General features: G+C 70.4%; 15 protein-coding genes. 5 read left to right on the forward strand and 10 right to left on the reverse strand.

Annotated elements, in window-relative coordinates; translation table 11 throughout:
* Positions 1–122 precede the first annotated feature (122 nt).
* The 3 genes from ACFWVV_RS25145 to ACFWVV_RS25155 all read left to right on the forward strand — a co-directional run bounded on the left by ACFWVV_RS25145 (position 123) and on the right by ACFWVV_RS25155 (position 2,282).
* The gene (locus ACFWVV_RS25145) at positions 123–1,400 is read left to right on the forward strand and encodes an MFS transporter (RefSeq protein ID WP_384354195.1); all 1,278 of its coding nucleotides are present in this window, start codon (positions 123–125) and stop codon (positions 1,398–1,400) included.
* 217 nt (positions 1,401–1,617) lie between these two features.
* Positions 1,618–2,139 (forward strand): HAD domain-containing protein, encoded by a 522-nt coding sequence (locus ACFWVV_RS25150; protein ID WP_384354196.1) that lies wholly within the window; start codon positions 1,618–1,620, stop codon positions 2,137–2,139.
* Positions 2,139–2,282: a hypothetical protein gene (locus ACFWVV_RS25155; protein WP_384354198.1), complete on the forward strand. Its 144-nt coding sequence runs from the start codon at positions 2,139–2,141 to the stop codon at positions 2,280–2,282. Before ACFWVV_RS25150 ends, ACFWVV_RS25155 begins: the two co-directional genes overlap by 1 nt.
* Before the next feature lie 449 nt (positions 2,283–2,731).
* Here ACFWVV_RS25155 and ACFWVV_RS25160 read toward each other — a convergent pair whose 3' ends face one another.
* Both ACFWVV_RS25160 and ACFWVV_RS25165 read right to left on the reverse strand, forming a co-directional pair.
* On the reverse strand, positions 2,732–3,103 hold the full coding sequence (locus tag ACFWVV_RS25160; protein ID WP_384354200.1) for a hypothetical protein: 372 nt from the start codon (positions 3,101–3,103) through the stop codon (positions 2,732–2,734).
* Complete coding sequence (locus ACFWVV_RS25165) at positions 3,100–3,759, reverse strand: TetR/AcrR family transcriptional regulator (RefSeq protein WP_384354202.1); 660 nt, start codon at positions 3,757–3,759, stop codon at positions 3,100–3,102. Before ACFWVV_RS25165 ends, ACFWVV_RS25160 begins: the two co-directional genes overlap by 4 nt.
* 70 nt (positions 3,760–3,829) lie before the next feature.
* On the opposite strand from ACFWVV_RS25165, the gene ACFWVV_RS25170 reads away from it, so the two are divergent.
* Positions 3,830–4,492 carry an O-methyltransferase gene (locus ACFWVV_RS25170; RefSeq protein ID WP_384354204.1) on the forward strand — a complete coding sequence of 221 codons (663 nt, stop codon included), beginning with the start codon at positions 3,830–3,832 and terminating at the stop codon, positions 4,490–4,492.
* Between the two features lie 386 nt (positions 4,493–4,878).
* On the opposite strand, the gene ACFWVV_RS25175 is transcribed toward ACFWVV_RS25170, so the two are convergent.
* The 3 genes from ACFWVV_RS25175 to ACFWVV_RS25185 all read right to left on the reverse strand — a co-directional run bounded on the left by ACFWVV_RS25175 (position 4,879) and on the right by ACFWVV_RS25185 (position 6,893).
* Positions 4,879–5,034: a DUF6131 family protein gene (locus ACFWVV_RS25175; protein ID WP_384354206.1), complete on the reverse strand. Its 156-nt coding sequence runs from the start codon at positions 5,032–5,034 to the stop codon at positions 4,879–4,881.
* 771 nt (positions 5,035–5,805) lie between these two features.
* Positions 5,806–6,105, reverse strand: a complete 300-nt coding sequence (locus tag ACFWVV_RS25180; protein WP_384354208.1) for an AzlD domain-containing protein — start codon at positions 6,103–6,105, stop codon at positions 5,806–5,808.
* The gene (locus ACFWVV_RS25185; protein WP_384354210.1) at positions 6,102–6,893 is read right to left on the reverse strand and encodes an AzlC family ABC transporter permease; all 792 of its coding nucleotides are present in this window, start codon (positions 6,891–6,893) and stop codon (positions 6,102–6,104) included. The genes ACFWVV_RS25180 and ACFWVV_RS25185 overlap by 4 nt, the downstream gene beginning before the upstream one ends.
* Positions 6,894–7,017: 124 nt before the next feature.
* On the opposite strand from ACFWVV_RS25185, the gene ACFWVV_RS25190 reads away from it, so the two are divergent.
* Positions 7,018–7,605: a CGNR zinc finger domain-containing protein gene (locus tag ACFWVV_RS25190; protein ID WP_384354212.1), complete on the forward strand. Its 588-nt coding sequence runs from the start codon at positions 7,018–7,020 to the stop codon at positions 7,603–7,605.
* Positions 7,606–7,884: 279 nt separating this feature from the next.
* Here ACFWVV_RS25190 and ACFWVV_RS25195 read toward each other — a convergent pair whose 3' ends face one another.
* The 5 genes from ACFWVV_RS25195 to ACFWVV_RS25215 all read right to left on the reverse strand — a co-directional run.
* Positions 7,885–8,859 carry a pseudouridine-5'-phosphate glycosidase gene (locus ACFWVV_RS25195; protein WP_384354214.1) on the reverse strand — a complete coding sequence of 325 codons (975 nt, stop codon included), beginning with the start codon at positions 8,857–8,859 and terminating at the stop codon, positions 7,885–7,887.
* Positions 8,860–8,870: 11 nt separating this feature from the next.
* Positions 8,871–9,104 (reverse strand): tautomerase family protein, encoded by a 234-nt coding sequence (locus tag ACFWVV_RS25200; RefSeq protein WP_384354216.1) that lies wholly within the window; start codon positions 9,102–9,104, stop codon positions 8,871–8,873.
* A 14-nt stretch (positions 9,105–9,118) separates the two neighbouring features.
* Positions 9,119–13,087: an amino acid adenylation domain-containing protein gene (locus ACFWVV_RS25205; RefSeq protein WP_384354218.1), complete on the reverse strand. Its 3,969-nt coding sequence runs from the start codon at positions 13,085–13,087 to the stop codon at positions 9,119–9,121.
* A complete protein-coding gene (gene upp, locus ACFWVV_RS25210) occupies positions 13,084–13,731 on the reverse strand; it encodes a uracil phosphoribosyltransferase (RefSeq protein ID WP_384354294.1) in 648 nt (215 codons plus the stop codon). The genes ACFWVV_RS25205 and upp overlap by 4 nt, the downstream gene beginning before the upstream one ends.
* A 98-nt stretch (positions 13,732–13,829) precedes the next feature.
* Positions 13,830–14,402, reverse strand: a 573-nt coding sequence (locus ACFWVV_RS25215; RefSeq protein WP_384422802.1) for a questin oxidase family protein, incomplete at its 5' end; no start/stop codon positions are given.

Genomic DNA, 14,402 nt, shown 5'->3' on the forward strand with positions numbered 1-14,402 from the left:
CGGATACAGCGACGGGTCTTCGGAACCATCTTGCGCCATGAGGTGAGTTCCCGATAGAAACTCAGCTGTACAAGTGAGTTCCCAAAAGAGACTCATCTGAGCCCGCTGGAGAAGGGCACCTCATGAGCGAGACCCCGACGGCCCCAGGGCAGATCCGTCCCGGCCCGCACACCCCGCACGCGCCCCCCGCCCCCTACGCCCCCTCCGCCCAGTTCTGGCGTTTCTGGGCCGCTTCCACCGTCAGCCACGCAGGCACCGCCGTCACCGCACTCGCCCTGCCCCTGATCGCCCTGACCGTCCTTGACGCCACCGCCCTCCAGGCCGCCCTGCTCGCCGCCGCCGGTCAGATCTCCTGGCTGTTACTCAGCCTTCCGGCCGGAGTGGTTGCCCAGCGCGTACCGCTGCGCCGACTCCAGGTCACCCTGGATCTGCTTCGGTTCGCCGCCCTCGGCTCCCTGCCGACGGCCTGGTGGTTCGACGGGCTCACCTACGTGCACCTGCTGCTCGCCGCGCTGGTCACCGGAGCCTGCACCGTCCTCTTCGACATAGCCAACTCAACCTTCTTGCCCGCCGTCGTCCCGGCACAGCAACTCGCTGCGCGCAACAGCCTCATGTCCGGCACGGGCGCTGTCACCGAGACCGGCGGCCCCTCCGCAGGCGGCCTCCTCGTCCAGGCCGCGGGCCCGGTCGGCGCGCTCCTGGTGGACGCCGGCAGCTACCTCGCCTCCGCCATACTGCTGCGCACCCTCCCCGAGCGCCGCCCCGCGCCCCGCACCGGCGACGGCGCGCTGCGCCAGATCCGCGAGGGCTGGCGGTACGTAACCCGGCACCCGGTCATGATGCCCTGCATGCTCTGGGCGACAGCCACCAACTTCGTCTGCGCCGCGCTCATCGCCCTCACCCCTCTCTACCTGGTCCGCGAGGCCGGGCTGTCGCCCGCCCAACTCGGCCTGCTGCTCGCCATGGACGGAGTGGGCGCACTCGCCGGATCCGCGGTGGCGGTACGGATCACCCGGCGGTTCGGCACCGCGCGCGGTGTCGTCGGGGCCTCACTGGCAGGCGGCGCCGCTGCCGCAGCCCTGATCCCGCTGACCACGACCGCCGCGGACGCGTACTGGTTCGCCCTGGGCAATGCCGGTTTCGCGTTCGGCGTCGTCATCGGCTCGATCACCACGCGCACCTACCGCCAGACACAGTCGCCGCCCGAACTTCTCTCCCGCGTCATGGCCACCGTCCGCTTCGTCTCGTGGGGCGCCCAGCCCGTCGGCGCGCTCACGGCAGGTCTGCTCGCCACGTACGCGGGAACGCACACAGCCCTGTGGGTGGTGTGCACAACAGCCGTTCTGCCCCCGCTCTACCTGCTCACGACCAGGGCGGGCCGCCGTCGGGACTTCGCCTGAGCGGTCCCGGGGAGCGCTAGGGACTTCGCCCGAGCGGTCCCTGAGACCACTCGCCCCGGTGTGAGCACACCTCGGCCAAGCACCGCCGCACACGGTCGCGCGGGCGAACGGCGCGGACCGGCAACTCGCGGCCGGTAACTCCTCGTTTCCCCGGCATCCTGCCGGGAGACGAGGCGGACCGCTGCCGGGCCGGCCTGAACACCGTTACCGTGCAGACGTGACCGGCTCTACGCTGCCCCTTCTCTTTCTGGACGTCGACGGCCCACTCGTTCCCTTCGGGGCAACTCGGCAACAGCTTCCGGACGGGTACCCGACCTACCGGGCCGGGCGCCACATCGAGGGAGGCGCCAACCCGCTCATCGCCAGGGTCAATCCTGCGCACGGCCCCCGGCTGATGGCGCTGCCATGCGAGCTGGTGTGGGCCACCACGTGGATGTCCGACGCGAACGAATGCCTCGCTCCGTGGTTGGGTCTGCCGGAACTGCCCGTAGTGAACTGGTCCGAGCCCTCCGACGAAGACGAGCAGGACCGGCTCCACTGGAAGACCCGTGACCTCCTCCGCTGGGCAAACGGGCGGCCCTTCGCCTGGGTCGATGACGAAATTACAGACACCGACCGGAACTGGATGGAAGCACGCCGCCCGGGCCAGTCCCTCCTGCACCGCGTCGATGCCCGGCGCGGCATGACGGACGAGGACTTCGCCACCCTCGACCACTGGTTGCGCCAACACCTGGCCTGATGGGCCACTCCGCACCACTCGGCGAGGTCCCTGGGCCGAAGGCTGCACCCAACGCCGTAATGGCCTCCAAAGCCCGCAAGTACGGCCCGCCGCACGTCCAGATCGTGCTCGCCGATCCGTCCGGCGAACGCATCGCCTCCTGACACCGGCCGGTGGAGCGGTACGTCCGGCATGGGCGCGCGCCCGATGCCGACGATGCAGGATGTCGCGCGCGCCGACGGCGTCGTCCACTCCTGGCCGCCGCACCGGTGTGCATCGTGGTGCGCCGCCCTCGCCCGCCACCGCACCATGGTGTGCGCACCATCTTCTCGGCGCGGGCACCCGGCGCACCAGAAGACGGCGGCATGCGGAGCGTGCTGGTCCCGCCACCATCGTGTCCCCTTCACCTTGCGCGTCGGGCGTGCGGACCTCCCCGGGTGTGAACCCCTGTGCGCCGTGGGGACCAGGGGGCAGTCTTACCTCAGGCCGGTCCTTCCGCCCGGGCCGAACGGTGGCCCGTCGAGCCCAACCCCTCGCCGCGCATCCCAAGCGAGCTGTGGGCCCGCTGGCGCGAGCACCGCCGTCGGCCACCGCCCTGACCCGGGACGGGCCCTCAAGCAGGGACGAAGACGTCCTCGCCGGCGCCGTCGAGGATGAATCCGTTGTCGAAGCGGACCCGCACGCTCACGCGAGGCGCGCGTTCCTGGAAGGCGGTCCACGCGGGTTCCAGGGAGCCGACCTTCCCTTCGAGCTGCCTCCTGCTCTCCGTGGGCATCTCGCGCCCGTAGGCGTCGAGCAGGGATTTGAGCCGCTCGTACTCCCGTACGTCGTCGCTCTCGTCCTGGTGGCCGACCACCTGCTCGACGGTCCCGCCGGTGCCCGCCGCCAGGGACAGGAAACCGATGACGATCCCCGACACCTCGGCCGAATCGGTCAGCCGGGTGTCCGCTGCCAGCACCACCCGCTGGCCTGCCTTCAGAGTCATCTGCTTCCCCTCTCTCCTGCGTCGTCTGTTACGTCTGCGCGGTGCAGGAACGCCTCGACGAGACGGTCGGTGAAAGCCTGGTCGACGGGTTCCGCCGTCATCAGGACGCGGTGGTAGACCGGTCCCACGAGTTGGTCCATCTCCGCCGCGATGTCGAGTCCGGGGGTGAGCTGGCCGCGTTCCACCGCTCGTTCCAGCGGAAGCCGGTCGCGACGGCACTGTTCGTCGAGGTACCCGGACCGCAGGGCGGCGGCGAACGCGGGATCGTGCTGGGCGTGCCCGATGAGGGCTTTGAAGACGGCGCCCGCGTCGGACCGGGTGAGGAACATGGCCAGTTGGCGCAGGTGGGCGCGCAGGTCCGACGCCAGGTCGCCGTGGTCCGGCGGGGTCAGGGCTTCGGCCGCATCCTGGAGGAAGGCGTCCAGGAGGATGTCGGTCCTGGTCTTCCACCAGCGATAGACAGTCTGCTTGGCGACACCCGCCCGGGCGGCGATGCCCTCGATGGTGACGCCGGCGAAGCCCTTCTCGACCAGGAGGTCATCGGCCGCCTCCAGCACGGCCTGCCGGGCCCGTTCGCTGCGGCCGTGCCTGTTGCCGTGATGGCGTGCCGCCGGTTCCGGCCCGGCCGCCGCGGCGGCCGTAGTTCCTCGTTGCATTTCTGCCTCCTGGGGCCAGCGTAGGCCAGAACTTCTAGAAAATACGCAACGGTGCGTCTAGTCTAGATTAATGACACCCACCAGCACCCTCGAAGACCCCCGCGTCGCCTCCGCCCTCGACCGGTTGTTCCGGCATGCCGAGCAGGACGAGGCAGTCAGCAGGCGAGTCCGGGCGGCGTGGCCCCAGGGTTCCGGGCCCCTCGGTCCGCAAGAACAGGCCGACGCCAAAGCGGAGGTGTACATGCCGATTTCCGCCCAGGGCGGCCGCCTCCTCTACAACCTGATTCGGGCCGTCCGCCCCGCCACCGTCGTCGAGTTCGGCACGTCCTTCGGCATCTCCACGCTCCATCTCGCCGCTGCGGTGCGCGACAACGGGGCGGGGCGGGTGATCAGTACCGAGCTGAGCGCCGCCAAGATCGCGGCCGCCCGCCGGACGTTCGCCGAGACGGGGCTGGACGACCTGATCACCATCCTCGAAGGAGATGCCCGCGACACCCTTGCCGCAGTCGCCGGCTCCGCGGACTTCGTCCTCCTCGACGGCTGGAAGGACCTGTGCCTGCCCGTCCTGCGTCTCCTCGAACCACGCCTCGCGCCCGGCACCCTCGTCGTCGCCGACGACGTCGACCTCGAGGACCTCGCGCCCTACCTCGACTACGTCCGCGACCCCCGCAACGGCTACCAGAGCGTCACGTTTCCCGTGGAGGACGGAATGGAGATCAGCTGCCGCCTCTAGGAGGCCGTTTTCCTCTTGCGCGGAGGCGAGCTGCGTACGGCTGTCTCATTACAGGGCGCCCCGGTCTGTTCCACGCCCCGGTCTGTTCCGCGCTTGGATTCCGCACGACGTACGCCTGGGCGCACGCCTTCGGGCGGCGGCATGCCGAAGTCATGGCGGAACGCTGTGCGTAGCCAGGTGACCTGTCCGATGTCCGCTGGAAGCTGTGGGTTCGCGCCCGCCCGCTGTGCAGCAACGGAAAAGCGACAGCCCCCTGCGCACATGCAGCGCTGAGGGGGCTGTCGTGGAACGTGAGGCGGGGGGAGGTGCGCGAGACGGAGGCTCTCGGTGTGGGCTGCCCTCGGAGAGCATCCAGTCTGGGGCAGGTCCTGTGGTGTGCCGGCGGCTTAGAAGTAGTGCTTGCGTCCGCCGACCGCGCGGCCCGTGGCTCCGAGGATCCACAGGATGGCGCCGACCACGAGAAGGATGCCGCCGATGGTCGTCAGGAGCGGGATCGGCACCAGCAGGCCGACGATGAGGAGAATGAGGCCGAGAATAAGCATGGAGTGTCCGATCTATCCGAATGCGGTGCTTGCACCGTTGAGCAGTTCACCAGCGGTTTCCTGACGCCGGCGTTGCCGCGGCCAGGGCCGTTCGTTGCGTTCGTTCATGTGCCCCGCCTCCGGCCATGAATGCGCATGGCTCTTAGCTTTTCTTTACGCCTCGTTCCGGTCGGCCGTCGGCGGTGGTCTGCAGGGCGTCGCAGGTGTGCTGGAACTTCCCCATCAATCGGGTGGCCTCCGCTGCCAGCACCGTCGGGCCGGGCCGCGCCTGGCTGACCGAGCGCCGGGCCCGCTCGCCCGCCGAGGTCCTCCCCCGAGGGCGGTCGGCGGTGGCATCGCCCCGTGCAGGCCGTCGGCCATGTCGTCGAGAAGTGCTCCGCTTCGCTTGCCAGTACCTGGATTGCCTGAACCGCGCCCCGGTGGCGCGGTGACGGCAGCGATGGAGCAGAGGGAGTGGGCAAAGAACGCGGCCGTGTCGACCTGGGAGCGCTGCTCGCCCGGCACGGGCCACTGCCCCGCCCCAGCAGCTGCACTGACGAGGTCGCCCGTGGTGAGAGCGGGTACCTGCGAGGGTGCCCGCGCCGCACCCTCTGTCACCTGGCAGGGGATTCGCGGCCGGGCGGACCGCAGTCCGCGGAGTGCGGCTGCAGAAGGACTGCTGCGGCCCCCCGTGCATAGATTCATGCCACGCGGACACGGCCCCTCTCGAGCGCCGGCCGGGGTCAGAAGGAGCTGGCCCGGCGTTCGGCGCTGGGCCTGGCGGCGCGCGTACTAGAGGCGCAGGAGTGCCGTCACGGCGACGGCGGCGATCAGGGCGACAGGGAGCGGGGCTCGGCGCCAGAGGAGCAGCGGTACTACCGCGAGCCCGGCGATCACGGTGAGGTCCAGGGTGTTCCAGTGGGGGCCCAGTACGTCCACGGTGATGAAGCCGGCGAGTAGGGCGGGGGCCGTGAGGGCGATTACCGCCTGTGCTCGTGGGGGCAGTGTGCGCCCGCCGAACAGGGCGGGGCCGAAGGCCTTGCAGGTGAAGCTGAGGACGGCGACGGCGCCGATAGCGAGCCAGAGAGTCATCGTGCGGCCTCCTCGTCGGAGTGGGCGGACTCTTTGTCAGCCTCTTCGGCCCTGTCCGTCCCTTCGGTTTCTTCGGGGCGGGCCGTCGGCTGGGCGGGTGCCCTGAAGAGGGCGACGAGGGCGGCGAGCGCCGCACCCACAAGGGCGGGCCCGGCGGGGAGGAAGACGATCAGGCCGGCCGCGAGCACGGCACCGAGTACGGCCGGCAGCCGGTTGATCCGTTCCCGGCGGACTTCGCCGAAGAGGAGCGCGACGAAAAGCGCTGGGGTGAGGACGTCCAGTCCGAGCCGGTGCAGGAGATCTGGGTGAGGGGAGACCACGACTCCCAGGGCGGTGCCCGCGACCCAGGCGGGCCACTGGATCGCGGTGGCGCCGAAGAGCAGGTAACGGTCGAACCGTCCGCCGCCGAGATGGGCGGCGGCCCACGATCCGTCGACCACCGTCTGGCCTTCGAGAGCGCGGCGGAACCGGCCGCCGCGCAGGTCCGAGGCGACGGCAATGCCCATGGGTATGAACCGGCTGTTGATCAGTGCCGCGGATGTCACAGCGCCGACGAGGCCGCCGCCGGAGCCCAGGGTCGCCAGCAGGGCGAATTGAGCCGACCCCGAGAACACGGCCATGGAACAGACCACAGGCGCGAGATACCCCCAGCCCTGCGAGGCGCTGATCGCACCGAAGCTGACGGCGAGGAGGAAGGAAGCGGCCGCCAACCCGGACCCGGTCTTGAGTCCGGAGAGGAAGCGCGCTCGCGGCGAGACGGCGGCTTTCGCTGATCGTGGACTGTCCATGTCTCGAAGCCTAACAAGTAAGTCCTCTTATGGCTGTTAGAAAAATGAGTACGATGAAGGCGTGATGAGTAAGCAACCGGTTCTCCGCGCCCCTGGCGCATCGGGAAGTCCTCACGACTCCGGCATGCCACTCGTGGGCGGCCATCCGGTACTCGACTTCGTCAACACCGTCGCCTGGCGCCTGGACCCCGCCCGTACAGTCGACCGCGTCCAGGGCCCCGAGGCGTGGGTGCACTGGGCTGTCGCCACCGGACTGCTCACCGCCGACCGCGCCGAGGGGCTGCTCCGGGCCGAGACGGCGGATGCCGCGCCCGAGGCCGCGACCGCGGCACTCGTGGGCCTGCGCGCTACCCTCTGGTCGATCCTGGACGCGCTCGTCGACGACGAAACACCGCCCGCCGGGGAGTGGGAGGCACTGCGCGAGGCCCTGGTGCTGGCGCGCGCGCAGGCCACACTGCCGCCAACCTTTCCCTTGCGGTGGCAATCCGGCCTGGACCGTCTCGGCGACCTTCGCCATCTGCTGGCGCTGCGCGCGGAGGATCTGCTGAGCGGGGACGGCGTGAGCCGGGTCCGGCGCTGCGAGGGCCCCGGATGCGGCTGGTTCTTCCTCGACCGCTCCCGGAGCGGGACCCGTCGCTGGTGCAGTTCGGCAGACTGCGGCAACCGGGATCGCGCCAGGCGCCACTACTCCCGCACCCGACAGCGCGGATGACCTCAAAGGTACTCGACACCGAATGAACCCTTGAGCAGCGGTCAGTCAGCGCCTCCGGGCCCGGTGACACCCCCCGGGTCATGGTTGACAAGGGGGAAGTCATGCCGGGTCCGTGAGGCCAAGAGCCCCCTTGCGGAGCCTGCGAAATCGGTAATGGTGAGAGGGCACCTGCGGAAAGGAACTGCGGCCTGGTCCGTCCGCCGCGGTTGACCTCAGGTCAGGACCAGCCGGACGCACAGGAGGTGGGCGGCGCGGGCGGGATCGGCGCGGAGGTGCACCTCACCGGGCGGCGGCTTCCCGGCGCAGCTTCGCGTGGGCTGCCGCGAGACGTCCGCCGGTCTCGGCCGTGCTGATCAGAACCGCCATGTTCGCCTGCGAGGTCCGTCCCCCGGTCGTCCTGTCGATCGCCCGCATCAGGTACTTGGTGAGTGCGTTGCCCCGGACCCCGTCCCGCTCGGCGTCCGCCAGGGCTTCCCGCAGAGCCGCCTCGGCGATCTCGCTGTCCACCGCGTCCTGTGGGCGCGGCGGTGTCGTGATGACGACGGAGCTGTTGCTGCCGGTTGCCCAGTGGTTCTCGATCACCCGCGCGATGACCTCCTCGTCATCGATCCGGTGCGGGCTGCGGATGCCGCTCGACGCGCAGTAGAACGCCGGGAAGTCGTCCGAGCGGTACGACAGGAGCGGCACGCACTGGGTCTCCAGGTACTCCATCGTCAGCCCCAGATCGAGGATGTTCTTCGCTCCGGCGCAGACCACCGCCACCTTGCTGCGGGTGAACTGCACCAGGTCGGAGGAGATGTCCATCGTCGTCTGGGCGCCCCGGTGCACCCCGCCGATTCCCGCGGAGGCGAAGAACGGGATGCCCGCCAGTTCGGCTGCGACCAGCGAGGAGGCCACCGTGGTGGCGCCCTTACCGCCCCGGGCGAGGGCCACGGGCAGATCCCGGCTGCTCACCTTGGGAATGCCGGGCGTGGACGCGAAACGCTCGATGTCGTCCTCGCTCAGCCCGATGAGCAGGCGCCCTTCGTCCACGCCGATGGTCGCGGGGACGGCGCCCCCCGTGCGGACGGCGGCCTCGACCTTGCGGGCGGTGGCGGCGTTGTCGGGGTAGGGGAGGCCATGGGTGATGACGTTGGACTCCAGGGCCACCACCGGGTCTCCCGCGTGGAGGGCTTCGGCGACCTCGTCGGAGTAGACCAGCGGGATGGGGGTGTGCGGGGCGGAGCGGGGCGGGAGGGCGGGGTGTGGCGACATCTGATTCCTCGTCACTTCTGTTCGTAGTCGGGATACTTCAGGAGCGTGGAGCTGCGGCCGTCGATCTCGGGTGCGTAGACGGAGGTCTGCCAGTCCTTCGGGTCGACGGCTTCCAGGGCGATGGACACGGCCCCGGGGGAGGTGCCGAAGCGTGCCGCGATCAGCGTGGTGAGTGCGTCGGCGAGCTCGCGTTCCTGGTCTTGGGTGAAGGTCTTCGGAAAGTGCTTGATGGTGAGGTGGGGCATGGCAAGACCTTTCGTCAGCCTGCGGAGTCCGTCGAGCGTGCGGCGGCCATCGAGCGTGTGGAGTCCGCCGGGCGTGCGGAGGCCATCGAGCGTGAGGAGTCCGTCGAACCTGCGGAGGAGGACCGGATGGCCTGTGCCAGCTCGGCGACCCCGGGTTCCTTGAGCACTCCGTAGTGATCCCCTGCAAGGTCCACCACTGCCGGAGGCTCGGAGGCGTAGCCGGAGCGGGAATCGATGAAGGAGTAGTCGTCGCCCCGGGCTCTGAAGACGGTCACCGGGGCCCGCAGCCGGCGTTCGGCCAGTTCGCGGAAGCTGTACTCGAACTCGTAGGTGGAGCCGACCAGGTGGATGACCCGGCGGATCATCTCCGGATCCAGCCCGGGGACCGCCGTCCGTACGCAGGCGGTGAAGCTCTCCTCGTCGCGCGTCCTGCTCAGGCAGCGTTCCAGTCCGGGTCCGCTGATGGTGCCGGTGAAGACGGAGAAGAGGATGGTGACGTACCCCGGGTCGGTGAACGACGCGCTGCGGCCGTGCGCCGCCGCCCCGGCCGTGCGGACCTTGGGATTGCCCGGGCAGATCAGCAGAAGCTGCGCCACCTCCTCGCCCGCCTGCTCCAGCTGCCAGGCCGCCTCGAAGGCGACCCGCGCCCCGAAGGAGTAACCCCACAGGGTGTACGGGCCGTGCGGCTGTGCCCCGCGGATCTCGGCGAGGTCCGCGGTGGCCATCTCCCGGACCGTGGCGTACGGATCCTCCCCGGGGTTGAGACCGTGGGCCTGCACACCGTAGAAGGCGCGGCCCTGTGCGGCCTCGCGGGCGAGGGGGCGAAGGTTCATCGGGTAGCCGCCGAGCCCCGGCCAGCAGAACACCGGGCTGCTCGCGTCACCCCGCTGCAACGGCACCAGACGGCCGACAAAGGCATCGGCGTCACCGTCGACGCGCGCCGCGAGCTCGGACAGCCGCGGGCACTCGAAGATCACCTGGAACGGCAGCCGGGTGCCGTACCTGCGGTTGACCGCGTTGATGAGTGCGACCGCGGAGAGGGAGTTGCCGCCGGAGGCGAAGAAGTCGTCGTGCGCCGAGACCCGTTCGTACTTCAGCACCTTCCGCCACTCCTCGGCCAGCCGGCGCTCGGTGGGGGTGGACGGCTCGGAGTACGGCCTGTCCGGAGCGGGTGCGCGCACCTTCTCCGAGGCCGCGAGCGCCCGCGCGTCGATCTTGCCGTTGGCGGAGAGCGGCAGCGCGTCCAGGAGGACGACCCGGCTCGGGAGCATGTACTCCGGCAGCAGCTGCCCGAGCTCTTCCTTGATGAGCTCGGCGGGCCCCTTCATGTGGACGGTGTCCTCGTACATGCCTTCGCTGTGGATCTGCTCCTCGCTGACCCGGCCGCCGACGAAGAAGTACGAGGCATCGGCGGGGGCGTGTCCGGCGTCGGCGAGGACCGTGTCCAGGCGCCGTGCCGTAGGCAACGGGTGGCCGGACCTCGAGCTGTAACCGGAGGACATCAGGCCGATGCCGATGTCATTGCGCTGGAGCCGGTGGAGGGCCGCACCGAGCTCCACGTAGGCGAGCCACGGCGCGCCGCCCCGGCTCACCGCGCTGATGCCGAAGGCGGCCCGGTCGTACACCCGCTGGTTGATGGCGATGACGTGCTTGCGCAGGATCAGCTCGCCGCAGACCGGCTCCAGCGAACCGCCGTCGCGGTAGCGGTACTGCCCGGCGGCGAGTCCCGCCACCCCTCCCGGGTGCACCTGGAGGTAGAACTCCACGGAGCCGGGGTGGGCGTCGGGGGCGCCGTCGCACGGGACGCTGTCGGGAGAGGCGGCGTCGTGGTGCGGGACAAGCGCGAACGTCCCGACGTAGTGGTCGTCGTCCGCGACGTCCAGGAGGGCCTTGGTGGCCGGGGCACGGCCGAAGGGCCGGACGTCGAGGCCGTACTGGGGGAGGACTTCCCTGAGCACGCCGAGCATGTGCCCGGCCTCGAACTCGACGACCTCGTCGATGTTGTTGCGGTACACCGGTTCGATGGCGCTCCTGCGCCCGCAGAAGTGCACCAGCGGGGCGGCGGTGGGAGCGAGAGCGCTGTCGCCCACCCGCACCAGGGTGTGCGTGCGGGGGTGATGGTAATAGACCCCCGCGGCCAGGCCCGCGATCGCGCCCCCGGTCTCCAGGTAGAGCTGGGTGGCGTACAGGGCGCCCGGCGAGGCGTACACGTATTTCGGCAGCAGCCGCCCCGCGCTGTGGAACTGACCGAACCAGCGCAGCACTTCGCCGAGCCCGGCCAGGTCGAGCGTCCTGCCTCCGCGGCCGGTGACGGCGGCCGGCGCGAGCAGTTCCAGCAGGTCGTCCTTGCCGACCGGGCCACCCTCGTAGAAGCGGTACGTCTTGCGGGCGAAGGCCGCCGCGCGCTGGGGCCCGGCGGCCCCGGAGCCCGCGAGCGCCACCACGGCACGCCCGGCCAGCTCGTCGGCGCGGCGCAGCCCGGCATCCGCGAGCTGCGCCTTGACCTGGAGCTTTCCTGATTTGGAACGGTGGTGGCCGGCGTCGTGCCCCTGGTCCATCAGGGCGGCTTCCTTCGGATCGAGCTCCACACACGCCACCAGCTGCTGATGTCCCGTGCGCTCGTCGTCGACCACGACCGCGGCAGCCCTGCGGACCCAGGAGTGCTGCTCGATGGCGGTGGCCACTTCCTCCAGCTCGATGCGGTGACCGCGGAGCTTGACCTGGTTGTCGGCGCGGCCCGCGAACTGGATGGTGCCGTCCGGATTCCAGTGGGCGAGGTCCCCCGTGCGGTACAGGCGCTGCGTCGGGTTGAACGGGGACGGTACGAACCGCGCGCGGGTCTGTTCGTCCTTGTGCAGATACCCCCGGGCCAGCTGGGTGCCGCCGATGTACAGCTCCCCGGTCTCACCGATGCCTGTCGGGGCGAGGTTCTCGTCCAGGATGAAGCAGGGGGTGTTGTCGACGGGGGTGCCGATGGGCAGGGTGCCCGCACCCTCGGGTATCGCCTCGGGTTCGACCACGTGGGCGGTGGCGTTGATGGTCGTTTCGGTGGGCCCGTACAGGTTGACCAACGAGGCGCCGGGCAGTTCGGCGAAGAAGGCCCGGGCCAGCTGCCTGGTCAGCGCCTCCCCGCCGCAGAACAGCCGGGTCAGGGTGGTGCACCGGCGCAGGCCCTCGGTGTCGATGAGTGCCTGGAGCAGGGTGGGGACGCACTGGAGGGTGGTGACCTCGTGGGCGATGACGGCGGCCAGCAGGGCCTGGGGGTCCCGGTGGCTGCCGGGCGCGGCGGTGACGGTCCGGCCGCCGAGCGCGGGGGCGAGGATCTCCCACTGGGCGGCGTCGAAACTCATCGGAGTCTTCTGCAGGACCGCCGTGCCCTCGCCGAGGTGGCCGTGGGTGTGCATCCAGCGCAGCTGGGAGACGACGGCCCGGTGCTCGACCATCACGCCCTTGGGCCTGCCCGTACTGCCCGACGTGTAGATGACGTAGGCGAGGGAATCGGGCCCCCAGCCGACGGACGGCAGCTCGTCGGTGGGGACGGCGTCCGCGAGCGACACGATCCGGGTACCCGGCGGGGCGAGCCGCGCGAGGTCACCGGCGAGGTGCTCCTGGGTCACCACGACCCGGGTGCGGCTGTCTTCGATCATGTAGCGCAGCCGGTCGTCCGGGTACTCGGGGGAGAGCGGAAGGTAGGCGCCTCCCGCGAAGAGGATGCCCCACACCCCGGTGAGCAGGCCGGGGGAGGGCTCGGCGTAGAGGCCCACGACGTCGTCGGAGCCGACGCCGAGCCCGGCCAGCCGGGCGGCGAGCCCGCCGGCGCCGCACACCAGTTCCCGGAACGTCAGGCCCCCGGCGGGCCCGGTGACGGCGACCGCGTCGGGGCGGCATCGGGCGCGCTCGATGAGGAGGTCCGGCAGCCCGGCGTGGACACCGGCCCGAACGGGGGCGCCCGCCCACGCGATGTCCTGGCAGACGGTGCTCATCGCACCGCCCCGGCGTCCGGGGTGCCGAAGTAGCGGTCCCCGAAGTCCCCGATGCCCGGGATCATGAACGCGTGCTCGTTGAGCCGCTCCTCGATGGAGGAGGTGACGATCTGGACGAGGGGGTGCGTTCCGTGGACGGCCCGGATGCCTTCGGGGGCGGCGAGGAAGTCGACGAGGACGATGTTCTCCTCGGCTACGCCCGCTTTCAGCAGCACTCCGATGGCCGCGTTGGCCGACCCTCCGGTGGCGAGCATCGGCTCCAGGAGGAGCACATGGCGCTCGGCTATGTCGGAGGGGAGGTGGGAGTAGAACAGCCGCGGCAGTTTCGTCTGCTTGTCGCGCTGGATGAGTATCTTGCCGATGCGTATGGAGGGGTGGAGCTCGCGCAGCTCTGCCTCCATGCTCTCCCCGGCCCTGATGACGGGGACCGCGCACAGCTTCGATGTGAACGTGAAGCCCGGGTAGCTCTCGCCGACCGGAGTGCGTACCTGGTGCTTCTCGAACGGAAGCTGGTCCAGGGCGTGTTCCAGGAGGAGGCGGATGATCCTGCGCGCGTACCGGACGAAGTCCTCGCGACGGGCGTCACGGTCACGTACGACGGTGTGCAGAGCACGCAGCTGACGGGTCTGGGGCAGCAGGTGCACCCGGCCGCGGCCGGGCTCGGCGGCTAACGCGGGTAATGCGGCGGCGGGAGTCGGAATGACTGACATGTGAGGGGTTTCTCCTGTCACCATGCGGCTTTTCAGTCGGTGGGGGGCGCTTCGAAGGTGGGAGGGAGTTCGGGGGTCGCGGTGAACTGGGCGGCTGCGACCCGGTAGAGGGACCGGCGGTCGCCGCGCCGCCACACCTGGCGCAGCGCGTGGACGAGCTTGGGGTTGTGCTCTTCCTCCTCCAGCACCGCGCGGGCGACGGTCTGTCGCCAGTCCTGCTCCAGATACGCGTCGGGCGCCGTGTCGCGGGCGTCGGCGAACAGCTCGTGCAGACTGGCGAGTTTGGCGCGCTCGGGGAAGTCGCCGCCGGAGAAGACGATGCCGAGCAGTCCGGTCCAGAAGCACCGGACGGCGAACTGCCGCTGCTCGGCGGGGAGGACCGCGCAGAGGTGCTCGACGGCGTACAGCGAAGTGATCAGGTGCAGCAGGATGAAGTCGCCGGGGCGCGCCAGATAGAGCAGCGTCGCCGCGTAGTACAGCTCCTCCCACTCGATGGGGGCGGCCTCGTCGGGCGCCCCCCCCCCCCCCGGGCGGCGAACGCACCCGCCCCCCACCCACCCCGGGGCATAAAAAAAAAAAAAACCCCACCACACCACAAACAAAAA

The organism is Streptomyces sp. NPDC058663, assembly GCF_042716745.1.
Taxonomy (GTDB): domain Bacteria; phylum Actinomycetota; class Actinomycetes; order Streptomycetales; family Streptomycetaceae; genus Streptomyces.